Origin of the sequence: Sphaerisporangium melleum, from assembly GCF_014646695.1 — a bacterium.
GTDB classification, from domain to species: domain Bacteria; phylum Actinomycetota; class Actinomycetes; order Streptosporangiales; family Streptosporangiaceae; genus Sphaerisporangium; species Sphaerisporangium melleum.
This window is the reverse complement of sequence record NZ_BMNT01000014.1, coordinates 157,012-182,640: the sequence shown is the minus strand read 5'-3', so window position 1 is coordinate 182,640 and position 25,629 is coordinate 157,012. Positions and strand designations below refer to the sequence as shown.

Annotated in this window: 25 protein-coding genes; 14 read left to right on the top strand and 11 right to left on the bottom strand. The window is 71.1% G+C overall.

Translation table 11 applies throughout. The features are described from left to right. Window positions 1-19: 19 nt before the first annotated feature. From IEY93_RS14650 to IEY93_RS14620, 7 genes are all read right to left on the bottom strand, one after another. Window positions 20-2,329 (bottom strand): hypothetical protein, encoded by a 2,310-nt coding sequence (locus IEY93_RS14650; RefSeq protein WP_189163590.1) that lies wholly within the window; start codon window positions 2,327-2,329, stop codon window positions 20-22. Beyond that, complete coding sequence (locus tag IEY93_RS14645) at window positions 2,326-4,056, bottom strand: hypothetical protein (protein ID WP_189163589.1); 1,731 nt, start codon at window positions 4,054-4,056, stop codon at window positions 2,326-2,328. The genes IEY93_RS14650 and IEY93_RS14645 overlap by 4 nt, the downstream gene beginning before the upstream one ends. Further along, window positions 4,053-5,381 carry a hypothetical protein gene (locus tag IEY93_RS14640; protein WP_189163588.1) on the bottom strand — a complete coding sequence of 443 codons (1,329 nt, stop codon included), beginning with the start codon at window positions 5,379-5,381 and terminating at the stop codon, window positions 4,053-4,055. The genes IEY93_RS14645 and IEY93_RS14640 overlap by 4 nt, the downstream gene beginning before the upstream one ends. Further along, window positions 5,371-6,015 (bottom strand): ATP-binding cassette domain-containing protein, encoded by a 645-nt coding sequence (locus IEY93_RS14635; RefSeq protein WP_189163587.1) that lies wholly within the window; start codon window positions 6,013-6,015, stop codon window positions 5,371-5,373. The genes IEY93_RS14640 and IEY93_RS14635 overlap by 11 nt, the downstream gene beginning before the upstream one ends. Window positions 6,016-6,411: 396 nt before the next feature. Then, window positions 6,412-6,645, bottom strand: a complete 234-nt coding sequence (locus IEY93_RS14630) for a DUF397 domain-containing protein (protein WP_189163616.1) — start codon at window positions 6,643-6,645, stop codon at window positions 6,412-6,414. Window positions 6,646-6,662: 17 nt separating this feature from the next. Further along, window positions 6,663-6,881: a DUF397 domain-containing protein gene (locus IEY93_RS14625; protein ID WP_189163586.1), complete on the bottom strand. Its 219-nt coding sequence runs from the start codon at window positions 6,879-6,881 to the stop codon at window positions 6,663-6,665. Between the two features lie 19 nt (window positions 6,882-6,900). Continuing rightward, the gene (locus tag IEY93_RS14620; protein ID WP_229691130.1) at window positions 6,901-7,752 is read right to left on the bottom strand and encodes a helix-turn-helix domain-containing protein; all 852 of its coding nucleotides are present in this window, start codon (window positions 7,750-7,752) and stop codon (window positions 6,901-6,903) included. A 198-nt stretch (window positions 7,753-7,950) separates the two neighbouring features. On the opposite strand from IEY93_RS14620, the gene IEY93_RS14615 reads away from it, so the two are divergent. From IEY93_RS14615 to IEY93_RS14595, 5 genes are all read left to right on the top strand, one after another. Next, window positions 7,951-8,268 carry a hypothetical protein gene (locus tag IEY93_RS14615; RefSeq protein ID WP_189163585.1) on the top strand — a complete coding sequence of 106 codons (318 nt, stop codon included), beginning with the start codon at window positions 7,951-7,953 and terminating at the stop codon, window positions 8,266-8,268. 51 nt (window positions 8,269-8,319) lie between these two features. Then, a complete protein-coding gene (locus tag IEY93_RS14610) occupies window positions 8,320-8,850 on the top strand; it encodes an ATP-binding protein (protein WP_189163584.1) in 531 nt (176 codons plus the stop codon). A 292-nt stretch (window positions 8,851-9,142) separates the two neighbouring features. Then, the gene (locus IEY93_RS14605) at window positions 9,143-10,213 is read left to right on the top strand and encodes a type III polyketide synthase (protein ID WP_189163583.1); all 1,071 of its coding nucleotides are present in this window, start codon (window positions 9,143-9,145) and stop codon (window positions 10,211-10,213) included. 50 nt (window positions 10,214-10,263) lie between these two features. Further along, the gene (locus tag IEY93_RS14600; protein ID WP_203968374.1) at window positions 10,264-10,956 is read left to right on the top strand and encodes an isoprenylcysteine carboxyl methyltransferase family protein; all 693 of its coding nucleotides are present in this window, start codon (window positions 10,264-10,266) and stop codon (window positions 10,954-10,956) included. Next, window positions 10,953-11,972 carry an NAD(P)/FAD-dependent oxidoreductase gene (locus IEY93_RS14595; RefSeq protein ID WP_189163582.1) on the top strand — a complete coding sequence of 340 codons (1,020 nt, stop codon included), beginning with the start codon at window positions 10,953-10,955 and terminating at the stop codon, window positions 11,970-11,972. The genes IEY93_RS14600 and IEY93_RS14595 overlap by 4 nt, the downstream gene beginning before the upstream one ends. Window positions 11,973-12,219: 247 nt before the next feature. Here the strand turns inward: IEY93_RS14595 and IEY93_RS14590 are convergent, their stop codons facing one another. Continuing rightward, window positions 12,220-13,905 carry a DEAD/DEAH box helicase gene (locus IEY93_RS14590; RefSeq protein WP_189163581.1) on the bottom strand — a complete coding sequence of 562 codons (1,686 nt, stop codon included), beginning with the start codon at window positions 13,903-13,905 and terminating at the stop codon, window positions 12,220-12,222. A gap of 666 nt (window positions 13,906-14,571) precedes the next feature. On the opposite strand from IEY93_RS14590, the gene IEY93_RS14585 reads away from it, so the two are divergent. Beyond that, window positions 14,572-15,123, top strand: coding sequence for a hypothetical protein (locus tag IEY93_RS14585; protein ID WP_189163580.1), 552 nt, complete (start codon window positions 14,572-14,574; stop codon window positions 15,121-15,123). Further along, window positions 15,120-17,429: a M48 family metalloprotease gene (locus tag IEY93_RS14580; RefSeq protein ID WP_189163579.1), complete on the top strand. Its 2,310-nt coding sequence runs from the start codon at window positions 15,120-15,122 to the stop codon at window positions 17,427-17,429. The genes IEY93_RS14585 and IEY93_RS14580 overlap by 4 nt, the downstream gene beginning before the upstream one ends. 121 nt (window positions 17,430-17,550) lie before the next feature. Here IEY93_RS14580 and IEY93_RS14575 read toward each other — a convergent pair whose 3' ends face one another. After that, entirely contained in the window at window positions 17,551-17,895 is a 345-nt protein-coding gene (locus tag IEY93_RS14575; protein WP_189163578.1) for a hypothetical protein, read from the bottom strand. Window positions 17,896-18,148: 253 nt separating this feature from the next. On the opposite strand from IEY93_RS14575, the gene IEY93_RS14570 reads away from it, so the two are divergent. The 6 genes from IEY93_RS14570 to mug all read left to right on the top strand — a co-directional run bounded on the left by IEY93_RS14570 (window position 18,149) and on the right by mug (window position 22,266). Further along, window positions 18,149-19,003 (top strand): helix-turn-helix domain-containing protein, encoded by an 855-nt coding sequence (locus tag IEY93_RS14570; RefSeq protein WP_189163577.1) that lies wholly within the window; start codon window positions 18,149-18,151, stop codon window positions 19,001-19,003. Between the two features lie 5 nt (window positions 19,004-19,008). Continuing rightward, a complete protein-coding gene (locus tag IEY93_RS14565) occupies window positions 19,009-19,251 on the top strand; it encodes a DUF397 domain-containing protein (protein ID WP_189163613.1) in 243 nt (80 codons plus the stop codon). Window positions 19,252-19,398: 147 nt separating this feature from the next. Continuing rightward, entirely contained in the window at window positions 19,399-19,773 is a 375-nt protein-coding gene (locus tag IEY93_RS14560) for a hypothetical protein (protein ID WP_189163576.1), read from the top strand. A gap of 121 nt (window positions 19,774-19,894) precedes the next feature. Next, window positions 19,895-20,998 carry a hypothetical protein gene (locus IEY93_RS14555; protein WP_189163575.1) on the top strand — a complete coding sequence of 368 codons (1,104 nt, stop codon included), beginning with the start codon at window positions 19,895-19,897 and terminating at the stop codon, window positions 20,996-20,998. 219 nt (window positions 20,999-21,217) lie between these two features. Continuing rightward, window positions 21,218-21,688 carry a TspO/MBR family protein gene (locus tag IEY93_RS14550; protein WP_189163574.1) on the top strand — a complete coding sequence of 157 codons (471 nt, stop codon included), beginning with the start codon at window positions 21,218-21,220 and terminating at the stop codon, window positions 21,686-21,688. An 11-nt stretch (window positions 21,689-21,699) separates the two neighbouring features. Next, entirely contained in the window at window positions 21,700-22,266 is a 567-nt protein-coding gene (mug, locus tag IEY93_RS14545; RefSeq protein WP_189163573.1) for a G/U mismatch-specific DNA glycosylase, read from the top strand. A gap of 256 nt (window positions 22,267-22,522) precedes the next feature. Here the strand turns inward: mug and IEY93_RS14540 are convergent, their stop codons facing one another. After that, complete coding sequence (locus IEY93_RS14540; RefSeq protein WP_189163572.1) at window positions 22,523-23,512, bottom strand: aldo/keto reductase; 990 nt, start codon at window positions 23,510-23,512, stop codon at window positions 22,523-22,525. Between the two features lie 256 nt (window positions 23,513-23,768). Beyond that, a complete protein-coding gene (locus tag IEY93_RS14535; RefSeq protein WP_189163571.1) occupies window positions 23,769-25,043 on the bottom strand; it encodes a M14 family metallopeptidase in 1,275 nt (424 codons plus the stop codon). A gap of 251 nt (window positions 25,044-25,294) precedes the next feature. On the opposite strand from IEY93_RS14535, the gene mihF reads away from it, so the two are divergent. Continuing rightward, the gene (mihF, locus tag IEY93_RS14530) at window positions 25,295-25,603 is read left to right on the top strand and encodes an integration host factor, actinobacterial type (RefSeq protein WP_189163570.1); all 309 of its coding nucleotides are present in this window, start codon (window positions 25,295-25,297) and stop codon (window positions 25,601-25,603) included. Window positions 25,604-25,629 lie beyond the last annotated feature (26 nt).

The following is a 25,629-nucleotide window of genomic DNA, read 5'->3' as shown; positions in this document are numbered from 1 at the left end:
CGCCCGCGGGCATGGGCGGTCAGCTCTCCTCCGCCGGGGCGGGTTTCATCAGGCGGCGGCGGATCTCGGCGATCTGGAGGGGCTCGGCGATGCCGTCCCAGGGGGCGAGCGCGGCCAGGCCCTTGTCGCGGTGGGCGCGGGCGTTGCGCGGCTCGGCCTCCGCCAGGCGCAGCCGGGCCAGCGCGGTGCTCACCCCGGTCGGGGGAAGCTTGGCCAGCGCCGAACGCAGCAGCCGCGCGGCCTCTCCGCGGCGCTCGGCGGTGAGCGCCGCCGCCTGCTGCACCTGACAGCGGGCCTCGCCGACGCCGTCACCGGCCGCCCGGTGCAGCCGGACGGCCTCCTCCCAGCCCTCCCCGGCCTCACGAGCCCTGCCCAGGTACCAGTGGACGACAGCCAGCAGCTCACGGGCGTGCGCCTCGGCGGAGAGGTCCGCGGCCTCGCGGGCGACGGCGAGCGCCCGCACCAGCATGCCCTGGGCGTCCACGTAGAGGCGGTCGGCCTCGGGGCCGCGGTGCTCGGCGGCGCACACCTGCCCCCGCCGCATGCGCAGCACGGCCATGTCGATCCACCGGATGGCCTGGCCGGTGGCGTCGCCGCCCGCCAGCGCCTGCCCGTACCGGACCAGGGACGCCTCGACGGCGGCGAACTCGTCCCCGGCGGTCAGCAGCGTGGCGGCGCGGGCCAGGTGGATCTGCGCGGGCCAGCTCTCGATGCCGCCCGCGCCCTGCAGCCGGGTCGCGCCGTCCAGGTGCTCCTGGGCCAGCCGCGGCTCGCCGAGCGCGAGCGCGACCAGGCACAGCCGCAGCTCGGCGGTCGCCTGCGCCCCGGTGTCGCCGACCGCCCGCGCGGCGGCGGCCAGCGCGGTGGCCGCCTCGCGCCGCTCCTTGTGGCGCTGTTCCAGCAGGAACCAGACCTCCAGGGCGTCGGCGATGCGCCACAGCGGGCCCGCAGAAGCGCCCGAACCGGGCCATCGGGCGCGCAGGATCTGCAGCAGCGCCTTGTCCTCCAGGCCGAACCAGGCCCGGGCGTCCTCCCCGGGCAACCGCTCGGCGTGGTAGTCGGCCAGTTCGGCGAACCGGTGCGCCAGCCGCCGCCAGGCGGCCTCCCAGTCCCCCGGGGGCGGCACGATCGCGCGGGCGGCCTCGACCACGCGGACCCGCGCCTCGCGGACCCGCTCCACCAGCCCGTGCCGGCTGAGCTCCTCCATGCACCGCTCGACGTCGCGTTCATGGGCGCCGAGCAGGGCTGCGGCGCCGTCGCGGCCGAGTTCGGCGAGCGGCGTGCGGGCGAGCAGCGCCAGCAGACGGCGGGGCTGGGGGCGCACCCGGCGCAGTTGCCCCGCGAGCAGCGTCTGCAGCCCCTGGTCGCGCGGCCCCTCCTCCAGGCTTTTGAGCAGCGCGGCGATGGGCACGCGCGGGTTGCCGGCCAGCCATCGGGCGATGCCGGTGATGATCGCGGGCCGGCGCAGGAACAGCTCCGCCAGCCGGGCGGTCGCGGCCGGGTCGGTCTCCAGGAGGCCCGCGGTGACGTGGGCGCGCAGCAGCCGTTCGCCGGCCGCGGGGGTGAGCGGCCCGATCTGGACGACGGACACCTCCCCCGGCAGGGTCTCGTCCGGGCCGGTGTCCAGGTCGCCGGCGACCATCACGAACGCGCCGGGCACGTGGCGGGGCAGCCAGGACACCTGCTCCCACCGCTCGACGTTGTCGAGCAGCAGCACCGTTCCGGTGCCCTCCAGCGCGGCGAGCACCTCCTGGGCCGCCACCTCGGAGTCTCCCGCGGCGGCGATCGGGCGGCCGAGCGTGCGCAGCACCCGCTCCACGACGCTGCGGGCGTCCTCCGGCGCGTCACGGTCCTGCCCGCGCAGGTCGGCGTAGTGCTGCCCGGCGATGTCCGGGGCGAGTTCCCAGCCGGCGGCGACGGCGACGGCGGAGGTGCCGACTCCCGCCGGGCCCCGCACCGCGACCAGGCCGCGCTCGCGGGCCCGGGCGGCGACCGCGGCCACCTCGGCGTCCCGGCCGACGAACGGCTCGGCCCGCGGCGGCAGGTGCCGGGGGACGGCCGGAGATCGCGGGGGCCGCTCCCGGCGGTGACGCTGCCACGCCCACCCTCCGGCCACCAGGAGCGGCGCGGTCACGAAGAGCAGCCAGGTGGGCACCCGTGACAGGACGGCGTTGGCCGCCATCTCCTTCAAGATCGCGCCACCGCAGGCGGAACCCAGGACGATGACGGCCGTCACCGTCTCGCTGAGGCTCCTCGGCACCAGGGCCGACAGCCGGTCCCGCTTGCGGTGACGCGGACGCGGGCGCGGCCCACCGGCGGGCGGGGTCACCGGCGCACTCCCCGGGTCAGACCGCGGGCCAGCACCCTGCCGGTGGCCAGCGCGAGCACTACGGGCACCACGGTGAGCACGACCTCCTGGGCGGCGAACGCCCCGGCGGAGGTGGAGAAGTGGCGGGTCTGCTGCAGGACGACGAGCGGCGCCTGGTCGGCCGCCGGCCAGTTCAGCAGCAGGCCGGCCACCAGGTCGTTCCAGGCCAGCACGAAGGCCAGCACGGCCACCGCGAGCACCGCCGGACCGCTCTCGACGGTCATGCGGGCGATCGCGGAGCGGCCCTCCGCGAGCGGACGCAGCACCACCGGGCGGGGCACGGCGATGAAGGCGCCGCGCAGCAGCAGCACGCCCAAGGGGAGCACCAGCGCGGCCTGGATCACGGCCAGCACGACGGTGACGCCGACGAGGGCGCCGAGCATCTCGGCGAGCGGCATGGCCGCCACCTGGGGAGGCAGGACCGCGAGCAGGACGGCCACGGCGGCGGCGATCCGCTGCGCCCGGGCGGGGAGCCGCCCGGGGGTCAGGGCGTAGGCGGCGGGGACGGCGAACAGGACGACCAGCGCCGCCACCAGCACGGCGCGCTCGGCCGTGGCGCCGAGCGCGCCCGCGAAGACGCCGCCTTCGAACGCCTCCCTGAACGACCCCAGGCCGTACCCGCCGGTCCACCACCCGGAGGTCGCCACGGCCTCCGGGGAGCGTAAGGAGGTCAGCAGCAGCACGGCGAACGGTAAGGCCCAGATCAGGGCGATGGCGACGGCGGCGGCGCCGGTCAGGGCCGCCGGGCCGCGCCGCCTAGTCGGTGGAGCGGCGAGCCGGGCTGGAGGGCCGGCGTCGGTCCAGTTGCGGCGCACCCGCCACAGCAGGGCCGTCACCGCGGCGACGGCCATCGCCATGACGGTCAGCAGGACCCCGAGCGCCGCGGCGGGGCCGTCCCCGAGATCGCCGCGGTGGCGCCACCAGAACAGGCCGACCACGTCGACCCGGGCCTGGACCGAGCCGGGCGCGCCGACCAGCACCAGCTCGAAGACGCGGACGGCGGCGGTGAGCACGACGAGCATCACCAGGCCCGCCGTCGGGAACAGGGCTGGGGCCACGACCGCGCGGAACCGGCGCAGCCGCCCGGCGCCGAAGACGCGCGCCACCCGCAGCAGCCCGGTGGGCAGGTTGGCCAGGCCCACCTGGAAGGCGAGGCAGGCCAGGCCGGTCCACTGCCAGACGAAGGCCAGGCCGAGCACCAGCCAGATCCATCCCGGGCCGAGGAACGGCGCGCCGCCGGGTAGCAGCGCCGACACCGTGCCGCGGGCGGGATCGGCGTCGAAGATCAGCCGGAACGCCGTCCCGGCGGTGAGCGGGGAGGTGACGGCCGGCAGGGCCAGCGCGGCGAGCAGCAGCGCCCGCGTGCGCGGGCCGGCGTCCTGGGCGAGGCGGGCCAGGCCGAGCCCGAGCCCGCAGACGCCGAGGGCCAGCAGCAGCCATCCGAGGCTGTGCAGCAGGGCGAACCGGACGTCCTGGTCGGTCAGCACGGAGAGGTAGGCGGACGGGCCGCCGGTCAGGCTGGTCACCGCGGTCACCGCCAGCGGCGCCAGCAGGACGGCCGACACCAGCGCCGCCGCGGGCAGCAGGTACACCCAGCCGCCGTGCCGGCCCGTCCCCTGCCATCGGGCGGGTGCCCGCACGTCGTGGTGCGGGGTGAGGTCGAACAAGAACGCGTCGCCGCCGGTCATGGGCCCGCACTCCCTCCGGCCAGCGCCGCCAGGGCGTCCATCGCACCGTTCACGGCCGCGGTGACGACCTCCTCGGGGGCACCGTCGCCCGCGGCGGCGTCGCCGTCGTCCCAGTCGACGGTGACGGCGGTGAACAGGTCGGTGAGCACCCGCCACAGCCCCCGCCCGTCACCACCCGCGAGCGGGCCGGTCAGCCGGTCGGACAGGTCGAATTCGAAGTCCTCGTACAGGTCGGCGGCCACGCCGGAAAGGACCCGCGGGTAGCGCACGCGCGGGTCCAGCGACAGGAAGCCGCCCTTGGCCGCCCAGCGTTCCAGGCGGGTGACGGTGTCGTCCGGCGACGGCGGGGCGCTCTCACCGTCCCCGACGAGCCTGCGCACGGCGCGCACGCCCGCGGGGGTCAGCGCCACCGCGACGTCGCCACCCGCGATGACCGGCGGGGCGGGCTGGTGCCGCGGGCCGGGGAACCGGAACCGCTCGACCCGGCACGCCGTCCGCTGATCGGACCCGCAGCCGGCCGCCCGTGCGGGGGCGTGGCCGGCGATGACCGGCCAGGCGAAGTCGGGCGCGGCGACCATGTCCGCGCGGCCGTGGACGAAGACGTCCAGGACCGCGTCGGGGAACTGCGTGACCAGCGCCCGCCGCCCGCCTCCGGGCATGAGGCCTCTGATCGACCACAGGTTCGCGAGGCGGGTGAGCGCGTCCCGGACCTTGACGTGCGACCAGGCCACCAGGTTGGTCCGGTCGCGCAGGCTCTGGTAGACGCCCCGGTCGAGGCCGGCCAGCACGTTCTCGAACCAGTCGGTGAGCATCCAGCCGTCGGCGGCGCCGATGGCCAGCGGCGGCCGTCCGGCCCGGGCCCGGGCCTTGCACCAGCCCACCCAGTCTTCCCAGTGGGCGGGCCGGGCCGACGTCGGCAGGGCTTCGGGGCGGTACCAGACCAGCGACTTGTGGGCGACCTTGAACCAGGCGCCGCGCTTGGCGCCGTCGGGCCCGGCCGGCAGGAGCTCCTGCCAGGCGTCCGGGCCGGACGCGGGCACCGGGCGCAACTGGGAGACGGCCGCCGTGTCGGTGACCAGCGCGCCCCGCGGCACGATCGCCATGTCCGGGATGGCCGCCGGGACGACCGGGCCGCCGAGCAGGGCGTCGATGTTGTCCCCCGCCGAGAAGACCACGGCGCCGGGCAGGCCCAGGACCTCCCGGAAGCGGCTCAGCTCCCACCCGCTCCACACCACCGCGATGCGCACCGGCGGCGCGCCGCCGCATCCGACGGCCACCGTCGCGGCGGCACCGGCCAGCAGAGTGAGCGCACCCCTACGGTCCATCGGCGGCCACGACCTCCCAGGAAAGCGCGGGGCCGCGCAGCGCCGCGACCCGGTCTCCGTCGTCGCTCACCACCACGACCGGCAGGTCGGGATAGGCGTTCAGCGTCTCGCTGACCGCGGCGTGGCAGGGCGGGTGGCCGGTACGGTCCTCCACGACCACCGCCCTGGCCGCCTGCCACCGGCACATGGCCCGGGCCAGTGCCACACGCAGCCGCTCGTCCGGCGACAGCTCGTGCGCGCCGATGGCGAGCATGCCCTGGAGGTTCAGCCGGCCGGCCACGTAGGCGACATAGCCCCGGCGGTAGGCGCCGCGGCGATCCTCGCGCATGCCGAACGCGATGTTCTGCTCGACGGTCAGATGCGGGAACAGCCCGCCGCCTGCGGGCACCAGGGCGATGCCGCGGTCCTCCCCGCCCAGCGAGGTGATCTCCTGCCCGGAGATGCGGATGGTGCCCTTGCGCGGCCATGACTCCCCCACCAGCAGATCGGTGAAGGCGTCCGCCTCCCCGGAGTCCGGCGCCAGCACGACGGCCACCCGCCCCGGCGCGGCGGCGAGCCGGCGCGGGCTCAGCGCCCGCCGGCCACCGCCGTGCTCCCACAGCAGGTCGTCGAGTTCCAGTCGCAGTCCGGTCAAGGATTCCCCGGTTCTTCGGTAAAGGGCTCCCCTCGTTTGTACAGCCCATCACCGGCGAGCGGGCAACCCGTTGCGTTTCCACTCGATCACGAACGGCGAACAGCACCGTTCCGCAACCCGCGTAACCCGCTTTCGGCACGCCCCGAAACCCAAGCCCTCCGCTCCGGATGTGCCGGGTAGAGCCGATCGCCTGAACACGCGGCTCGGCCTCCACCGTTCGGCTGCTCCTCGCCCTCACGTCGCAGTGCCCTTACGTTCCGGCGCGGCGACGTGGCCCGGCGGTTCTCGCGCATGGCGAATGGGATGTTCCGCTCAACGATCAGGTGCGGGAACGAACCGCCACACACAGGCCAGGGCGACGCCACAGAGATCGAAGAGCCCAGCCGGGATCCGGTTCTACTGGAAGTCGAACTCCTCGGCGCGGACGCCGGCGAGGAAGGCGTCCCACTCGGCCCGGGTGTAGACGATCACCGGGCCGTCGGGGTGGCGGCTATGCCGCACCGCGATCCGCCCACTCCCGTCAAGCAGTGGACCCGCCTCGACGCAGTTGGAGCCGCCGTTGGGACTGAAGCTGCTTATATGCCACGCCGCAGCTTGCTCACGCTGAGGATCGGTCGAACGACTCCCCACCACACCACCCACCGAACTCACTGGAAATCGAACTCGTCTGCGCGAACGCCGGCCAGGAAGGCATCCCACTCGGTCCTGGTGTAGACGATCATCGGACCGTCGGGGTGACGGCTGTGCCGTACGGCGATCCGCCCACTGCCGTCGAGCAAGGGACCCGCCTCGACGCAGTTCGGTCCTCCATCAGGGCTGAAACTACTTACGTGCCACGCTGCTAAGGGCTTCTGTGGAGAGCTCATCACTTTTCCTCGTCCAGACCTATGGCAGGTTGTCAGCGATCTCGCGAATGAACTTGCGCGCCTCCAGCGGTTCCAAAGTGGCCTCCCGGATATGTTCAAGTTTAAGCATGAATCGCCCGACTTCAGCTGACTCCACGTAGATGCCTCCCGCGGGCGTGTCCATGTAGGCGACCTCAGGGTACGGCTCAGGCATTTCGAAGATCCTGAAGGCCCCTTCCGGACTTGCGTGCGCACCAGAGGAGAAGGGCAGCACACGGATCTCTATGTGGGACTGTTCGGCCAGCACCAGCAGATGCTCCAGCTGCGCCTGGAGCACGGTGTGACCTCCTGGGGATCGGCGCAGGAGGCTCTCGTCCAAGATCGCCTCGATGAACGGCGGCTCAGGAGCCGTCAGAATCTGCTGACGCGTGAGTCGGAAACGGATTCCAGAGGTGATCTGGTTCGGAGATGAGTCGACGATGGCCGTCTGCACCGCTTCCATGTACGCGCGAGTCTGCAGCAGGCCCGGGATCACCAGCGCATCGAAGGAACTGATACGACGGGCGCGCGACTCCACCCACGCGTAGTCGACCATGACTTTGGACAGGTCCTCCGTATAGCCGTCCCACCACCCGCTCTGCCACACCTCCCCTGCGAGCTTCAGCAATCCATCGCGACGGCGGGCTTCCGTGACCCCGTACAGGTCCAACATCGCGAGCACGTCCGGGGTTCTCGCGGGATAGATCCCGGCCTCGATTCGGCTCACCGTCCCGACGTCACGCTGGATGAAGCCGCCGACCTCCTTGAGGGTGAGACCACTTATCTCACGCAGCTCGCGCAGGTGTCGGCCGAGCCACTGGGCCCTCAGTGTCATCGCTCGCTTGGCGTTCAAAGCCTTACCCCCTTGCCACATTGCAGACATATGCCCTTTTTGTGCAGATACAAATTTGTCTTTCTATGCGATCCAGCCTCCAAAGTTGTGTGGGACATGACATCTTTCAGCTACGGATCGTACACAGAGAGTCAACATGAACGTGTCGATCCTCCAGAAAGTGATCAAGGACCCGAGTGCTGCCAGGAGGTGAATGCCATGGGCGCCGGACCAGCGGTTCGTAGTCATGAAGATCCAGCGAACGACCCGGTGAGGACCGTGCGGGTACTCAATCGTCGGTTCGGCGGGTGGAGCGTCTGGTACGGCAGTGCGACCGGGCGGTGGTGGGCGCTCGCGCCACGCTGGGGCCATGGCCTGGTCGGTCTGATCGAGGCGGGAAGCGCCGAGGAACTCGTGCTCCGGATGAACCAGATCGAGATGGCCCACCTGTTCGCCTCCGGTCGACGACCCGACGGCTCCGATGAGGCACCTGATCACCCAGGCCCATCATCCCTGGACGAGGCCGCACAGCGCTGAACATGTCCGCACGTCCTGGAACGTTCTCATGACCGAAAGGGAAGCATCCCGATGATCGCAATGCGTCCTCGCGCTCTGGCCTCCGCTCTGGGTGGCGTCACCGCGTTCCTCCGCCTCACCTCGCGCTCCGGGCGCCGGGACACGGCGAATGCCCGAGCACGGCCCTTCAGCGACCCGGCGGCGTTCACGGGGCTTCCGGTGATCTCGCACCGGTTCGCGCCCTCGGCCGCGCAGGTGAGGCCCGCGCGGGCCTTCGTCGCCGGGCTGCTCGGCGAGGAGCATCCCTGCCGGGACGATGCCATGCTGCTGACCAGCGAGCTCGCGGCCAACGTGGTACGGCACGCCATCGAGCGTGACTTCCTGGTGTCGGTGGCCTTCCCCGCCACCGGTGTGCTGGTCGCGGTCGAGGACGGCGGCTCATCCAAGATCCCGCACGTACGCAGGCCGGGCGACGACGAGACCGACGGGCGGGGACTCGCGATCGTCGATGACCTCTCGGCGCGCTGGGGCTTCGAACGACGGCCGTCCGGCACTCTGGTCTGGTTCGAACTGGCCCAGTCCGCACCTGACCGGCCGCGGTGAGTGCCCGGCCAACTGGCGGAAGCCGTACCGGAACTAAAAAGGCCGGTGGGGCGGCCTGAGGTGCTCAGGCCGCCCCACCGGTTGCTGAGGGCTCCATCAGCGCCATTCGTTCGAACGCACCAGGACCAAGCCGCGGAAGGCCGCGACAGGCGGTCACCGCGAGATGAGCATCGAGGGACGGCTTCGGGCACGGCGGCGTGACGGGAAGGAGCCGGTGGCGATCTATGAGGCATGCCAGGGAGCACGGTGGGCAAGAGTCTGGGTGTCCTCCACTTCTCTGAAGCGGGAACCTATGACGCGAATTGTGGCTGTCCGCGGTGCCCTTCCTCCCAACCGCCATCCCCAAGCAGAGATCACCGACACCTTCGCCCGCATCTGCCTGCCCCCGGGCACCGATCGCCGCCTGCTGGACCGGCTGCACACCTCCGCCCGGGTCGACCACCGCCACCTGGTCCTGCCGCTCGACGAGTACGACAAGCTGGACGGCTTCGGAGCGGCCAACGACGTCTTCGTGGAAGCGGCGGTCGACCTCGGCGCCGAAGCGGTGAGCGCCGCCCTCGACGCGGCCGGTCTCACTCCCGCCGACATCGACATGATCATGTTCACCTCGGTGACCGGCATCGCCGCCCCCTCGGTGGACGCCCGGCTGGCCGCCCGTCTCGGCCTGCGCCCGGACGTCAAGCGGCTGCCGGTGTTCGGCCTCGGCTGCGTCGCCGGGGCGGCGGGCGTCGCCCGCCTGCACGACTACCTGCGCGGCTGGCCTGGCCACGTGGCCGTCCTGCTCTCGGTCGAGCTGTGCTCGCTCACCCTGCAACGCGGCGACTCCTCCATCGTGAACCTGGTGGCGAGCGGCCTGTTCGGCGACGGCGCCGCCGCCGTGGTCGCCTGCGGCGCGGACCGCGCCGCACCTGAAGGACACGGGCGGGGCGGGCCGGTCGTGGTCGCCACCCGCAGCCACCTTTACCCGGACTCCGAGAACGTGATGGGGTGGGAGGTCTCCGACAGCGGGTTCCGGATCGTGCTGTCCGCCGCCGTCCCGGACGTCGTGCGCACCTATCTGGCGGGTGACGTGGAGGGGTTCCTCGCCGACCACGGGCTCACCACCCGGGACGTGACCGCGTGGGTGTGCCACCCGGGCGGGCCCAAGGTGCTGGACGCGGTCGCCGAGACCCTCGGCCTGCCCGATGGGGCCCTCGACCTGACCTGGCGGTCGCTGCGGGACGTCGGCAACCTGTCCTCCTCCTCAGTGCTGCACGTACTGCGCGACACCCTGGCACTGCGCCCGCCCTCGCCGGGCACGCCCGGCCTGATGATCGCGATGGGCCCGGGCTTCTGCTCCGAGCTCGTCCTGCTGCGCTGGTAGCGGCCGCGGTGGCTCTCATCCCGGCGGCGATGGCCGTATCGTCTCTGGACATGTCCCAGGGAACCCTGTTCTGGTACCTGCTGCTGGTCCTGCTCGTGGGCGCCGAACGCCTGGCCGAGCTGGTCGTGGCCCGGCGCAACGCCCGCTGGAGCCTGGCCCGGGGCGGGCGGGTCTTCGGGCGCGGCCACTATCCCTGGATGGTGGCCCTGCACACCGGTCTGCTCGCCGGTTGCCTGCTGGAGGCCGGCCTGGCGCAGCGGCCGTTCGTCCCGGCTCTCGGCTGGCCGATGCTCGTGCTGGTCGCCGCCTCCCAGGGGTTGCGGTGGTGGTGCATCACCGCGCTCGGGCCACGCTGGAACACCGAGGTCATCGTCGTACCGGGCCTGCCGCTGGTCACCCGCGGGCCCTACCGGTTGCGGTGGCTGCGCCACCCCAACTATGTGGCGGTCGCCGTCGAGGGCGCGGCGCTGCCGCTGGTCCACGACGCGTGGGTGACGGCCCTCGCCTTCACCGTGCTGAACGCCGCCCTGATGGTGGTCCGCATCCGCTGCGAGGAGACCGCCATGGCCTGGGCCACATCCTTGCCCGGCACCAGCGCCGGTGCGGCGCCGGGAGACGGCGGAGCCGCCGCCACGGCCGGTGCGCCGGTCACCCTGCCCGGACCGGGGCCGGACGCGGCCGGCGAGCCGCCGAAGTCCCGCGACCGGAGGCAGAGCTCAGGCGGCCCCGGCGGGGCGGGGTGATCGACGTCCTGGTGGCCGGGGGCGGACCGGCGGGGCTGGCGACGGCCATCCACGCGGCCCTGGCCGGGATGGAGGTAGTGGTGGTCGAGCCGCGGCCCGCGCCGGTGGACAAGGCGTGCGGCGAGGGCCTCATGCCGTCCGGGGTCGCCGCACTGCGCGCCCTCGGCGTACGCGAGGTCAGCGGGCACCCGCTGCGCGGCATCCGCTACCTGGACGGACGGCACAGCGCGGACGCGCCGTTCCGGCGCGGACCGGGACTCGGCGTGCGCCGCACCCACCTGCACGCCGCGCTGGCCGAACGGGCGGCCGAGGTGGGGGTGAAGATCGTCCGCGGACGGGTGGACGAGGTGCGCCGGCACCCGGACCGGGTGGAGGCGGCGGGGATGCGCGCCCGCTGGCTGGTCGCCGCCGACGGCCTGCACTCGCCGTTGCGCCGCGCGCTCGGCCTGGAGGCGCCGCCCGGGCCGGCACCGCGCCGGTACGGTCTGCGGCGGCACTTCCGGATCGCCCCCTGGACCGACTTCGTGGAGGTCCACTGGGCGGCCGGAGGCGAGGCGTACGTGACGCCGGTGGGCGGCGACCTGGTGGGGGTGGCGGTGCTGAGCAGTGAGCGGCGCGGCTACGACGAGCACCTGGCGCGGTTCCCGGACCTGCTCGCCCACCTGGACGGGCCGGCCGTGACGCCGGTACGCGGCGCCGGTCCGCTGCGGCAGCGGGCCAGCGCCCGCGTCGCCGGACGGGTGCTGCTGGCCGGAGACGCCGCCGGGTACATGGACGCGCTCACCGGCGAGGGCGTCTCGCTGAGCCTGCTGTCCGCCCGCGCCCTGGTCGGCTGCCTGCGCGCCGGGCGGCCCGAGGCGTACGAGGCGGCATGGCGGCGGCTGTCGCTGCGCCACCGGGTGCTGACCGGCGCGTTGCTGGCCGCCCGCCGGCATCCGCTGCCCGCCCGCCTGATCGTCCCCGCGGCCCATCGGCTGCCCGCCGTCTTCACCGCAGCGGTGAACGCCCTCGCCTGACAGGCCCCCGGCACGCCACTGATGTCCCGCACCGCCCGTCATGCGGGTGCGGCGTGACACGGAGCCGGGCGGCCTCTCGCCGGAGCCCGCGCGAGCACGGCCGGCGACGGCTCCCACCGGCCGGGACGCGTCCTTCCCGCCGGCTCCGCACCCGCGGCAGGCCCCGGTCCCCCACCTCCTGACCGTGGCACTCGCGCATGTCGGATCCGGTCGCGCGGAGGGCCGGCGGCAGGAGGCGGAGGCGGGGTCAGCGGGAGTTGAAGCGCTCGCGGCGGACGGTGACGCGCTTGCCCTTGATGGTGGTCTGGCGCAGCGAGGAGATCACGTCCTCCACCGCGTGGTTGGGCACCTCCACCAGGGAGAAGCGGTCGGCGATCTCGATGGCACCGATGTCGCGTCCGGAGAGGCTGGACTCGTTGGCGATGGCTCCGACCAGGTCCTGCGGGCGCACCCCGCCGGTGCGGCCGGCGCCGATGAAGACGCGGGTCATGCCCTCGGAGGGGCCCCGACCCCGCCGCTCCTCGCGCGCGGGCCCCTGCTCGCGCCGCCCGCCGCGTCCCTCGCGCTCGGGCCGCAGCGGCACGTCCGGGATCTCCTCCTCGTCGGCGGCGGCCCCGCTGGCCTCGTGCGCCAGCTTGACCGCGGCCATGGCGATCTCCATCAGGTCGAACTCGTCGGCGAGCGTCTCGACCACGACCCGGAACTGCTCCAGGTCGTCCTCCAGCATGCTCTCCTCAAGGGCCGAGCGGGTGAGCTCCAGCCTGCGGGCGCGCAGATCGGCGACCGTCGGGACCTTCTCCACGGTGATGCGCGTCTTGGTGACCCGTTCGATGGTCTTGAGCATCCGGTGCTCACGCGGCTCGGCCAGCGTGATGGCCACGCCCTCGCGCCCGGCGCGCCCCACCCGGCCGATGCGGTGGACGTAGGTCTCGGGGGCGGAGGGGACGTTGTAGTTGACCACGTGGGTGAGCTGCTCGATGTCCAGCCCGCGGGCGGCGACGTCGGTGGCCACCAGCAGATCGGCGGTGCCCGACCGCAGGCGTCCCATCACCCGGTCGCGCTGCTCCTGCCCCATGCCGCCGTGCAGTGCCTCGGCACGGTAGCCCCGGCCGTTCATGGTCTCGGTGAGCTGGTCGACCTCTTCACGGGTGCGGCAGAACACGATCGCCGCCTCCGGTGCCTCGACGTCCAGCACGCGGCCGAGCGCCGTCGGCTTGTGCGCCCGCGGCACGACGTAGGCGACCTGGCGGACGCGCGGTGCCTCGCCGGGGGCTGCGGTCTCGCGTTCGATCTGGATGCGCACCGGGTCGGTGAGGTGCTGACGGGCGATGGAGTTGATGCGCGGCGGCATGGTGGCCGAGAACAGGACGGTCTGCCGCTCCTGCGGCGTCTCCTGCAGGATCGCCTCGATGTCGTCGGCGAAGCCCATGTCGAGCATCTCGTCGGCCTCGTCGAGCACGACGATGCGCAGCCCCTCCAGACGCAGGGTCTTGCGGCCGATGTGGTCCAGCGCGCGGCCGGGGGTGGCGACCACGACGTCCACGCCGCGCTGCAACTCGCGCAGCTGCCGCCCGATGGGCTGGCCTCCGTAGATCGGCAGCACCCGGGTGCCGAGCTCGCGGCCGTAACGGTGCACCGCCTCGGAGACCTGGACGGCCAGCTCACGCGTGGGCACGAGCACCAGGGCGAAGGGGTCGCCGTTGCCGCCGCCCTCGGGCATGCGCTGGAGGATCGGCAGCGCGAAGGCCGCGGTCTTGCCGGTGCCGGTGGCGGCCTGGCCGAGCAGGTCGCGTCCCTCGATCAGCGGGCCGATCGCCTCACGCTGGATCGGCGTGGGCTCCTCGTAGCCCAGCGTTGACAGGGCCTTCAGAAGCTCGGGACGCAGCCCAAGGTCAGCGAAGGTCATGACGTCTTCGGTGGCGTCGGGGGTCATGATCGGGCTCCTCGTTCCGGGGGACGCGTACGGCACAGGTGGTCCCACCATGTTTCAACGCTCTGGCATACTTCCCGACCGCCGGGGGACCACACCGACGGAAGATCCGCTCCGGCACAGCGTGCCGCCGGACGCACGAGGACGCCGCTCTGAGTCTGGAGCAGCCTTTTCCCCGCTTACGGGACACCCGATTTTACGCCAGCCCACTCGATGCCAGGTCCGTGACGGCCTCCTCAGGGGGCGCGGCCGCTTCCCGGGCATGATCGGCGGGTGGGCGTCACCTGACAGAACCAGCGCTGTGATACCCATCTCGCGTGTCGGACAAGGAGCGGTCGGGCGTGCCGGAGCCCTCATGGCGCACGTTCGCCGAAGCCCATGGTCACGTCCAGGCGGATTTCGATAGCAATTCTGCGCATTTCATGATCACCAGTTCCGGCACGTCGATCCCTGCCGGTTCGGGCACTTATCCCATCCGGGCAGCGTTACCACCGTAACGCACACATGCGGTGTCCCGATCCACCGACATAGAGGGCGAATCTCCGCATAGGCCGGATACCGCTGGAGAAAGGGAGCGACATGTTCGGGCTCCGCAGACGGCCCAAAAAATCGGCCTCAGCCGACTTATCACCCCCTGGCGCTCAGGAAACACCGTATTGGCAGGCTCAGGTGGACAGCGCCCGCGAGGTGGTCGCGGCGTACCACCCTCGCGAACTGGAGCTGTTCGACCAGGTCGTCGCGGAGTACCGGATCGACCCTCGTCGCGTTCTCGGCCGTACGCCATTGCGCGCCCCGGTCGGCGCCGGCGCCGAACTCACCGTCATGGCCACCTACGTGATGTGGGTCATGACCTTCTTGTTCGGAGCGGTGACCACCCGCGTCGTTGACCGCGCCGCCGACGCGGTGGTCGACGCGGCGATCGGCAAACTCGGCCCTGCCATTCGCGAGAAACTCGCCGCGCTGCTCCGTCACCGCATCGACCGGCACTCTGCCGGGGAAAGCGTCTCCGCCGCCCCGGAGTCCGTACCGGCGCATGGGGAAAAGACCGCGCCTTCCCTGAGTTCGGCACAGGAACACGAGCTCGCCGAAATATTGGTCGACCATTTGACGTCATCTGGACTGGCCGAGGCCGACGCATGCCAATTGGCGGAGGACGTGATCGACTGGCTCCGCCCTCCGGGGCATGAGAGCGACGAGAGCGACCAGGCCCCGAAGGCGTGACCACCCCCTCCGATCGCGACGAGAGCCCCGGCTCGCATCGTGATCGAGGCATCGATCCCCCGCTTCCTCCTGCCCCCGACCCGCTCGCACTGCCGTCACCGGCCCGTGGCCGCTACCTGATGCTGGTGATCGTCATGCTGCTGGCCGGCGCCTACGCCGGCCAGCAGGTGCACCATCAGATGTGGGCGGAGACGTGGATGACCACCATGGATCGGTGCCTGCGGGGGGACATCGAGGGAGCCGCCCCTGGAAGGGGGTCTCCGGATCCTGCGGACATCGTCCGGCACGGCGAAACGGTGAAGCGCAACTACCAGCGGATCCTGGACTGCACGGGTCCGGTGGAACGGCGAAGGGCTCTGTCGGCTCTGGGTGGGGCAGTGGCGGTCCTGGTCCTGGGCGCGATCCTGATGGTGCTGCTGCCCTACCGGCTGCTGCTCCGCGCCGGGCCCTTGCGCGCCGCACCCCCGTCGTGGACCGCCCGCGTGCGCGCGGCGGCCACGGACATGGGCCTGCGGCGCGCTCCGCGCGTGGTGTTCGGGTCGCTGCGGCTGCGCGAGCCGTTCACCGCCGGCCCGCCCGGCCGAGCCAAGATCGTCCTGCCTCCCGGGATCGTGGCCCTGCCACCCGCCCAGGCCGACGCCGTCATCCGTCACGAACTCGCCCATGTCCGCGCCGGCGACGTCAGCCTGGTGTGGCTGACCCGAGGGGTCTGGTTGGCCCTGCCCCCGGTCCTGCTGGTCCCCCTGACCGTCGTCTACGGGCCGATCCTCCGTGGTTTCGCCGGGAGGCTCCTCACCGGCGACGACACCGTATCCGCGAAGCTCGGATCGATCGGGGACCTGACCCTCCGCATGCTGCCTCAGTCGCTCATCAGTGACTACATCACCCGGGCGGCCCTGCTGCTCGCCGTCGCGGCGATGGTCTCGCTTGCGGTACTGCGCTCCCGCGAGCACGAGGCCGACCTGCGGGCCGTCCAAGGCCGATCGTCCGGACCACTCGCGAGCCTGCTGCGCCGCCGGCCGGAGGACCACCACTCCTGGTGGCGGCGTCTGACGGCGATACATCCCACGCCCGCCCGCCGCCTGGCCGCCCTGGAGCACCCCGCCTTCGTCCTGGGCAGCCCCGCCATCGACGCCTTCGTGGTGAGCCTGCTGGCGACGATGGTCTTCCGCGACCTGAGAGCCATGCTCCCCAACGGCTTCGGCGAGAATCTGCACCTGGGCGGCACGATGCGCGTGGCGGGAACGGCAGCCGGCCTGGTGCTGGCGCTGGGGTGGGGTACGGCCCTGTGGCGCGCCGCCGCGCCGATCGAGGGCCGCGCCCCCTCCAGCTGGCGGGCGACCCTGGCGATGTGCGGCGGCGCGTTCCTCGGTCAGGTGGTGTCGGTCTGGAACACGGCCACGACCCTCACCACCATCCGGGCGTCGAACACCCTGATGTTCGCGATTCTGCCCATGGCCGTGGCCGCCGCGGGCGTCTGCAGTACCGCCCTCGCCAGGAGATGGATCCTGAACCGGCGGCCGGCACCCCTCAGCCGCCCCGGCTACGGGGCCGCCCTGGTGGTCAACATCGTGGTGTTCGTCGGCGGATTCTGGATCGGTGGCGACACCGCGGTGCTGCTCGCTCAGCGAGAACATCTCGGTGGCTGGTTGAAGGCGTATCTGGTCAGCGGCGCGTTCTCGGACTCGGAGGGTGTTCCCGCCGCCGGGCTGGCGATCACGACCGTGCTGGTGTGGTGGTGGATCATCCGGGAACGCGGGATCCCCCGCCCTCCAGCGCGTGAGCACATGTCGCAGGTTCGCCCACCTTGGTCGTACGCCACCTTCCTCATCGTCCTGAGCGGCTCGGCGGCGGTGAGCGCCGCCATCATCCGCTGGTTCGTCACCTCTCCCGCAGAGAAGGGCGTCCTCTTCTACGCCGGACAATTCGACTATCTCGCACCGGTCTGTGCGGGTCTGACATGCCTCCTCGTCCTGCTGGTACTGGAGGGCAGGGCCGGTCTGGCAGCGGGCATCACCGCCGCCACGACCGCGACCGTCCTGGCCGCCACGGTGGGATGGCTGCACTATCTGGCGAAGTCGTCCGATCCCATCGGCGCCATCCGGTCGCTCACCGTCCCAGCTCTGGGCATGATCATTTTGATCGTCTTCACCGTTGCCACCGCGACGGCCTTTCTCCCGGCCCTCACCTGGTCCCATCGTCCGGCCGCCCGCCGGGCCGCGATCATCGCCGCCCCGCTCCTGACCGCCACCCTCGGCCTCGCCGTCCTGAACTCCGGCGACCTGCTCCTGATACCACCTTTGTGAGCAGCCACAACGGCTCGAGCGTCTTCATCCGTCCGTCCGCCGCCGTGTGACGAGGCCATGGGTGGGCACCGCCCCGGCATCAACTGGACGGGGTCGGACGGGCAGTACTCCCCAGAAGGGATCAGGCGCCACCGAGCCAGACATACTCGCATCCGAGACCGAACGCAGCTCGCTGGACGCTCCCCCACCTGCCGAACCCGTGACCGTCCATCCCGACGGTCGCCGCGCCCCCATGCGGCAACGACACACCAAGAGCGATCACTCGCATGGCGGGCTTGTCGTCACCCTCATCTCGAATCAGCGCGAACAGGCGCGGGACACCTCCCAACAGCGCTCGAACGATCTCGGACCGGGGCTCGGAACACTCGTTCAGAGGAGGAAGCTCCTCATTGTCACGTTCCATACCGCGAGCCGAGATCGCGGCGAAATGGCCGGACGTATCACCGAAACCAGCAATGTGGTCCATACACTCACCCTCTCCTTTGCCGCTTGCCGGAGCACCATGCCGACGCAAGGGCCGAGCCCCGACCGGTCCGTCTTGACCCGCACGGAACCCGAGGCAGCCCCGATCGCCGCATAGATGTCGAGATCCCGCACGATTCGTGATCACATAACTACCCTCTGTATAGTTCCATGCATCAGAGTCGGTGCACAAGTTGTGTCTCCAACTTGTTGTGCCACCTGCGTCACCAGCACCGAGCCGGGAAGGGATGAGATGGATGGCTGCTCCGAAATGGGTAACTTTGCGAGCACAGTGGCTGGGGCAACATCTCCGCGAGTTGCGCGAGGCGAATGATCTGCTGCTCAGGGACGCCGCCGAGTACCTGCAGCGTGATCCGGGCACGGTCAGCCGGTTCGAATCGGGCGGCTATCCGATCAGGCGGCCCGACCTACTGGCGCTCCTCGACCTGTACGGCGTGGCCAACGGCCGGAGGCGCGAGGAACTCGTCAAACTGAGCCAAGACGTGTGGCAGAAGGGCTGGTGGGATGGCTACGCCGACGAGGTCGGCGGACACTTCATCGACTACGTCTGGCTGGAGTCCAGAGCGCAGGAAATCCGCGCGTTCGACAACACCTTGCTGCCCGGCCTCCTACAAACGGTGGAGTACGCTCGCGCCTGCATCACGGCGGCGGAACTCGACGCCGGGGCCGAACAGATAGACCGGTGGGTTCAACTCCGCATGCACCGCCAGACCGTCCTCCACGCCAATGACCCACCACGCCTCGGCTTCATCATCGACGAGGCGGCACTGCACCGACAGGTCGGTGGCCGGGAGTGCATGGCCGCACAGCTACACCGTCTCGCCGAGCATGCCGGGCAGCCGAACATCGAACTTCGCGTACTTCCGTTCAGTGCCGGGGCACATGCCAGCCCCAGTGGTGCCTTCCGAGTTTTCGGTATGACGGCACCATTCCCCGAGGTGGGGTACGCGGAGACCCCAAAGGGTGCCATCTACTTGGAATCGCCAGATAGCCAGCGTCTGGTACGGACGTACGATGAACTGCGAAACCGGGCACTCAGCCCCGACGAGTCGGCCAGGCTGATCACCGCATTGGCAGAGGAGTTGCTGTGAACGCAATGGAAGATCACGGCGAACCACACCCCGCGGACATGGCATCGATCTCATGGCACATCAGCACGAAGAGCGACAACGGCGGCGGAAGCTGCGTGGAGGCCGGGCCACTGGTCGACGGAAGCGGACGCGTCGCCGTGCGCCACAGCCATCACCCGGACGGCGAGGTCATCATCTACACCCGAGCCGAATGGCAAGCCTTCATCGCCGGCGTCAAGAACGGCGAGTTCGATTTCCATCACCTCTGAGCGGCTACGTCCTGCTAACGGATCATCGATGATTCGATCGAGCCATGACGATCCTCCGGTCACCGACCGAATGCCGCTCACCGCGCGGGCGTCGTAGGTTGCCCGCTTTGCCCAGACAATCCGCGTCGCAGGCGTTACGTTCAGTGCATGGGGCTGTTTGAAGCAGGCGCCTGGGGTGTGGCCGGCGGACTCGCCGCAGGACTGCTGACACTGATGGTGGCGGTGAGCGAGTCGAACTTCCGTTGGCCCTGGGACCGTGAACAGGCATGGGGTCAACTCTTCGTGATCGGCTGCGGCCTGATCCTCGGTGCGCTCGTCGCCGGCGCCGCTCACAGAGACATGAGCGGTGCCTGGCCGGCTTTCATCATGGGGCTCGGCGCACCATCGATCGTGCGGGGATTACTTTCCCGTGTCGAGGTGGTCGAACGGAAGGACGACAAATCCACTGGGGTTGCGCAGTCGGCGGAAACACCGGCCGAGATCACTCCAGGAGGTGACGGTAGTGGTGAGGTTGCGATCTAACGGACTACTCGCGAAACTCGCCCGAACGCAAGGTCCCGGGCGACCGTGGCTACGCGTGACCGCCTCGCCCTGGTTGGCGCGACTCCTGGTGGCAGCAGGGGCTCGGCAGGCATCCGACAGTATGACCGTCGATTTTTCCGGCAGTGGCTCCACACAAATCAGACAGGATGTCAGTTCATTAGACGTGTCCGAGCCAGCGACCCCAGACCTGAACGCCACCGCACTGGACACCAAGCCGACAACAGGACGCGAGCAGGGGCCGGACGAGGTTGCGCCCCGACGTCCACTCGACTTTGCCGCTGACCTGCGGCAGATCGCGAACACACAGAACATCCATCACTGGAACAGGTACCGGCCACCACCGGTACCTCTGATTCTTCTCGAGGAACCTGTGGCCTCGGCGAGCCAGGCGCCGATCGTGCCGGGCCGGGCCCTGCTGTACTCAGACGTGACCGGTGAGGTTCACCACCTGCCGAGGCCGCCGATGTCCTACCCCTGGAGGCGCTACCGGTTCCGGTACGAGGTGGACCTGTCCGACCACTACGTGACCTTCCGTGTGGAGGTGCCGAGCAGGTCCGAGGCCTCCAGATTCCGGCTGGTGATCGACGTCGGATGGCGGGTCACCGACCCGGTCAGGATCGTGAAGTCGCGCATCCGCGACGGCAACGAGATCGTCCTTTCCAGGGTGACCGAGGCCGTGCGGCCGATCTGCCGCGGCTACGAGATCGAGGAGGACAGCGCGCTGGAACGCCATCTCACCGAGTCGCTCGGGCTCGGCCGGGTGCACGACTACCCCGAAGGCATCTCGATGTTCCGCTTCTCCGCCCAAGTCGCCCAAAAGCGGCCGGTCAGCGAGCAGACGGCCGCTGCCCGGATGGCCGTCTTCGGCTTGCGTTCCCAACTCCGCACGGAGGAGGACCTCATCCTGATGCTCCTCCAGCGCGCTCCCGACCGGGTCGGCGATGTCATCGCCGACATCCGTCGGCGTAAGGAGATGACCATGCAGTCCCGCATCGAGTTGTTCAACAAGATGGTGGACAACGACCTGATCCAGGAAGCCGAGATGGAGAGTATCCGGCAGCTCATCCTCCGGCCGGTCGAGTCAGTCGGGATCATAGAGTCGGTCAGGAACATAGAGTCGGTCGGAAACTTCAGCATCACCACCCACACAGGCACGCCGGACGATGACAACCCTGTAAGCGAGGAGGATGGCAAGCCGTCCTAGGCGTGGCCGGGACACCAGCCGGAACGGCAGTTCATATTGCCGGACGGCAGGACCGAACCGATGCGCCGTACTGCCAGGGCGTACCCGATTGCACCGAATCCGTCTCCACCCGCGTCGATGACAGTCTCAACCGTGATCAGCCTGCGGGAGGATGTATGCAATCAGGCGATTTGTGTTCTTCGGTGTGGCGGGGCGGTGGGGGGGCACGGAGGTGGGGTGATGCGGACTCTTGTGAAGACCTCGTTGGCGGTGGGGGCGGCGGCCGTGGCGGGTGGGGTGGCGACCGATCCGGACTCCGCCTGGTACCGGCGGTTGCGCAAGCCTGCCTGGCAGCCGCCGCCGCCCGCCTACGCCGCGGTGTGGACGCCGCTGTACGCGCTGATCGCCTACGCCTCCGCCCGGGCGCTGGCCCGCTCGGGCGAGGAGGACCGGCGGGCGCTCGCCCGCGCGCTGGGGGTCAATCTGGCGCTGAACGCGGCCTGGACGCCGATCTTCTTCCGGCTGCGCTCCCCCAGGGCCGCGCTGGCCGAGCTCGCGGTGCTGAACCTCTCCAACGCCGTCCTCACCCGCCGCGCTCTGCGCGCCGACCGGCCCGCCGGTCTGCTGCTGCTCCCCTACGCCGGCTGGACGCTGTTCGCCACGGCGCTCAACGCCGCGATCGTCCGCCGCAACCCGGGGCCGCGGCGCTGACGGCGCGTACCATGACCGGGATGAAGGCGGATCTGGAGACGGCGCGGGGACGCACGCTCGACGACGTGCTCGGGCCGCGGACGGTCGTGCTGTTCTGCGGTATCAACCCCGGCCTGTACTCCGCCGCGACCGGCCACCACTTCGCCCGTCCGGGCAACCGATTCTGGCCGGCACTCCATCTGTCGGGTTTCACGCCCCGGCTGCTGCATCCGAGCGAGCAGCGCCTGCTGCCCTCGTACGGGCTGGGCATCACGAACCTGGTGCCGCGCCCGACGGCGCGGGCCGCGGAGCTGTCGCAGGACGAGCTGCGCCTGGCGCCGGCGCGGCTCGCCCGCCTGGCCGCCACCGGGACGGGGGTCGAGGTGGTGGCGGTCGTCGGTGTGTCGGCCTACCGGGTGGCCTTCGACCGTCCGAAGGCGCGCATCGGCCCGGCTGAGGAGACGGTGGGCGCCGCGCGCCTGTGGGTGCTGCCCAACCCGAGCGGGCTGAACGCGCACTACACCCTGCCCGCGCTCACGGCCGAGTTCCGCCGCCTGCGTGACACGGTCGTCCTGCCGCCGGCCCCGCCCGCGTCCTGACCTCCGGGCTCCACGCGCTGACACCACCGGCTCCGTCCGGGTTCCAACCTGTTGGCCCCCTTGTCCTGACCTCCGGCTCCGTCCGCGACCTGACCGCCAGGGCCCGCGCACCGACACCTCCGGCTCCGTCCGCGTCCTGACCGCCGGCCGTGAGGGGCCTGACCGCGCCCAGCGGGGCCGGGCGTGAGCCCACGCCGACTCCTGCCGGACCGGCTGCCGGCCTCGTCGCCCGGCGAGCGACACGGAGCAAAGGAGATCAGCGGTGGACGGCGCGCATGGCGTCGGCGGGGTAGCGGTCGCCGGAGGCCACTCCGGGGGGCGCGACCGCGTCGATGGCGGCCAGGTCGTCCGGGGTGAGGGTGATCTCGGCGGCCGCGGCGTTGGCCTCCAGGTAGGCGCGGCGCTTGGTGCCCGGGATCGCGACGACGTCCTCGCCGCGCGCCAGCACCCAGGCCAGCGCGAGCTGGGAGGAGGTGACGCCCTTGGCGTCGGCCAGCACCCGGACGCGGTCGGCCACGGCGAGGTTCCTGGCGAAGTTGTCCCCCTGGAAGCGCGGGTGCTCGTTCCTGCGGTCGCCCTCGGCCAGTTCATCGGCGCTGCGGATCGTGCCGGTGAGGAAGCCGCGGCCGAGCGGGCTGTAGGCGACGAATCCGATGCCGAGCTCGCGGGTGGTGGCCAGCACGCCGTTGCTCTCGACATCCCGGGTGAACAGCGAGTACTCGGTCTGCAGCGCGGTCAGCGGGTGGACGGCGTGGGCACGCCGGATGGTCTCGGGGGCGGCTTCGGAGATGCCGAGGTGGCGGACCTTGCCCTCGGCGACCAGCTTCGACAGCGCGCCGAAGGTCTCCTCGACCGGGACGCCGGGGTCCACGCGGTGCTGGTAGTACAGGTCGACGTGGTCGACGCCGAGGCGGCGCAGGGAGTCCTCCAGCGCCCGGCGCAGGTAGTCGGGGCGTCCGTTGATCCTGCCGGTCACGCGCCCGTCCACCACCTCGTTGCCGAACTTGGTGGCGAGCACGACCTCGTCGCGGCGGCCGGCGATGGCGCGGCCGACCAGGCTCTCGTTGCCTCCCGCCCCGTACATGTCGGCGGTGTCGAGGAAGGTGATGCCGAGGTCGAGCGCGCGGTGGATGGTGGCGGTCGCCTCCTTCTGGTCCGCGGGGCCGTAGACCGTGCTCATCCCCATGCAGCCGAGACCCTCGGCGGAGACGCTGAGCCCTTGGCCGCCCAACCGGCGCTGTCGCATTGGTGAACTCCCTTTTTCGCCATATCCACGATCCGTCCCCGTGCGGAGGGTGACGGCCGCTTGATCCCTCTCTGGAGATCTTCGCGCCTCGCCGCGCCCGGCGCCATCACCGCTGCACCGGCCGGGTGAAAAGCCGCCTCAAAGCGCCACCAAGGCGAGGCTTGACGGCAGTACGGGCACCGGGCCGGCCGCGCGCGCAGCGGGGCGGCCGGCCCGGTGGTCACGAAGGGGTCGCGGTGCTACCGGCGATCACGGGTCAGCAGTACTGTGCCTGCTTGCCGATGATCCGGTAGACGCAGTCGGAGTACTCCAGGAAGCGCAGCACGGCCTCCTTGTTGCGGGTCGTCTGGGTCACGATCTGCTCGTCCGGCGGGTAGAAGCCGGGCGAGCCGCCCCGGGGGTACATCTCGAAGGTGTAGCTGAAGATCTTGTAGTTGGCCCACAGCCAGTCGTTGATGGTCCCGTCGGTGATGTACAGGTCGCTGGACTGCTGGGCGGTGTACCCGTTGGTGCCCGCCATGTTGCGGCCGAGCGTGGCGAAGGCGCTCTGGTCATCGGCGGTCAGGCCCGTGTCGGTGTCGCTGTAGGTGTAGCCGTAGGGCCACAGGATCAGCTCGCTGTAGGTGTGGAAGTCGATGTTGCTCTTGATCTGCTGCACGCCGCCGACCACCCGGCCGCGCACCCAGTTGGCCAGCGCCCGCACCTCGGGGGCCGACTCGGCCGACGCGCCGCGGTAGGTCTCGCTGGACGCCGACCCGGAGGAGCCTCCGCAGCATCCCCACCGGTAGGCCCAGTTGCGGTTGAGGTCGGTGCCCACGGAGGGGGACCCCGAGTTGGGCTGGCGGTTCTTGCGCCAGGAGCGGTAGGAGCCGGTGGCGATGTCGTACTCGCCGCCGTCGGGGTTGAGGTCGGGCAGGATCCAGATCTCCCGCGAGTTCACCAGGCCGGCGACCCGGCTGTCGGAGGCGTAGCTTCCGGTGAACAGGTTGAGCAGGTAGAGCGCCATCTCGACGGTGAGGTGCTCGCGGGCGTGCTGGTGGGCGGTGAACAGCACCTCCGGCTCGCTCTCGTCGGTCGCGACATTGTCACTGATCTTGATGGCGACCAGGTCGCGGCCTCCGTAGGAGGTGCCGTAGCTGTACTTCCTGGCGATGGACGGGTACGCGGCCACCACCCGGTTGATCTCGGCGGTCATCTCGGCGTAGTTGTGGTAGCCGGAGTCGGCCGAGGGGAAGTCCTGCGGCGTGGGCAGGACGGGCGACAGGGGGCGGGGGATGCGGGTGACCTGGTAGCCGAGGGCCTTGACGGCGGAGACCTCCGCCTCCGAGGCGGTGATCACGACCGAGGTGTTCAGCACCTCGTCGATGGCGGCGCCGGTGGCCGCGATCTCGGTCCGCTGGACGGCCGTGGCGGGTCCGTCGACCCGGTACTGGTAGGCGGGGGACGGCTCGGCCGAGGCCCCGGCCCCGGTGATCCCGCTGGTGCACAGCAGGGCCAGGATCGCCAACCCTGCGAGCAGACGACGTCTCACCTGATTCCTCCTTGAAGGGCGTGCTTTGGGGGGGTTGTCACACGCCTGCACTGAGAGTCAGGTCAACCGTCGAAACTTTGAAGACCCAATTTTGTGGGTGCTCCGAGACGCCGAGGAGGACGCAGGCGGCCGGAAAGCGGCGAAAACCTGCGCAAGCCATGATTAGCGCCGTCCACGGGGGTAGCACCACGCCGACCGAACCTCGGCCGGAACGGCCACACGGATCGATCCCCCAAGGAGAAAGAATCCTCATGACCCTTCCCGTTCTCACCCCCGAACAGCGGCAGGCCGCTCTCGTCAAGGCGACCGAGGCCCGGCAGGCGCGGGCGGCGCTGCTCGCGAAGCTCAAGAGCGGCGACATCAGCCTGGCCGAATTGTTCGATCGCGACGACGAAACGGCCAAGAAGATCAAGGTGTCCCAGGCGCTGCGCGCGCTCTCGGGCATCGGCCCGACCAAGGCGGCGGCGCTCATGGAGCGGGCCGGCGTCGACGACCGCAGGCGCATCGGCGGCCTCGGCACGCAGCAGCGCCGCAAGCTGGTCGAGGCGGTCTCGGCCTGATCGGCCCGGCGGTGCGGGGAGCCGCG

Excerpts from the sequence above, each read along its gene's own strand:
- IEY93_RS14645 (WP_189163589.1), bottom strand. The coding sequence starts at position 4,056 with ATGACCGGCGGCGACGCGTTCTTGTTCGACCTCACCCCGCACCACGAC.
- IEY93_RS14640 (WP_189163588.1), bottom strand. The coding sequence starts at position 5,381 with ATGGACCGTAGGGGTGCGCTCACTCTGCTGGCCGGTGCCGCCGCGACG.
- IEY93_RS14625 (WP_189163586.1), bottom strand. The coding sequence starts at position 6,881 with ATGAGCTCTCCACAGAAGCCCTTAGCAGCGTGGCACGTAAGTAGTTTC.
- IEY93_RS14615 (WP_189163585.1), top strand. The coding sequence starts at position 7,951 with ATGGGCGCCGGACCAGCGGTTCGTAGTCATGAAGATCCAGCGAACGAC.
- IEY93_RS14610 (WP_189163584.1), top strand. The coding sequence starts at position 8,320 with ATGATCGCAATGCGTCCTCGCGCTCTGGCCTCCGCTCTGGGTGGCGTC.
- IEY93_RS14605 (WP_189163583.1), top strand. The coding sequence starts at position 9,143 with ATGACGCGAATTGTGGCTGTCCGCGGTGCCCTTCCTCCCAACCGCCAT.
- IEY93_RS14600 (WP_203968374.1), top strand. The coding sequence starts at position 10,264 with ATGTCCCAGGGAACCCTGTTCTGGTACCTGCTGCTGGTCCTGCTCGTG.
- IEY93_RS14590 (WP_189163581.1), bottom strand. The coding sequence starts at position 13,905 with ATGACCCCCGACGCCACCGAAGACGTCATGACCTTCGCTGACCTTGGG.
- IEY93_RS14575 (WP_189163578.1), bottom strand. The coding sequence starts at position 17,895 with ATGGACCACATTGCTGGTTTCGGTGATACGTCCGGCCATTTCGCCGCG.
- IEY93_RS14570 (WP_189163577.1), top strand. The coding sequence starts at position 18,149 with ATGGCTGCTCCGAAATGGGTAACTTTGCGAGCACAGTGGCTGGGGCAA.
- IEY93_RS14565 (WP_189163613.1), top strand. The coding sequence starts at position 19,009 with ATGGAAGATCACGGCGAACCACACCCCGCGGACATGGCATCGATCTCA.
- IEY93_RS14560 (WP_189163576.1), top strand. The coding sequence starts at position 19,399 with ATGGGGCTGTTTGAAGCAGGCGCCTGGGGTGTGGCCGGCGGACTCGCC.
- IEY93_RS14555 (WP_189163575.1), top strand. The coding sequence starts at position 19,895 with ATGACCGTCGATTTTTCCGGCAGTGGCTCCACACAAATCAGACAGGAT.
- IEY93_RS14550 (WP_189163574.1), top strand. The coding sequence starts at position 21,218 with ATGCGGACTCTTGTGAAGACCTCGTTGGCGGTGGGGGCGGCGGCCGTG.
- mug (WP_189163573.1), top strand. The coding sequence starts at position 21,700 with ATGACCGGGATGAAGGCGGATCTGGAGACGGCGCGGGGACGCACGCTC.
- IEY93_RS14540 (WP_189163572.1), bottom strand. The coding sequence starts at position 23,512 with ATGCGACAGCGCCGGTTGGGCGGCCAAGGGCTCAGCGTCTCCGCCGAG.
- mihF (WP_189163570.1), top strand. The coding sequence starts at position 25,295 with ATGACCCTTCCCGTTCTCACCCCCGAACAGCGGCAGGCCGCTCTCGTC.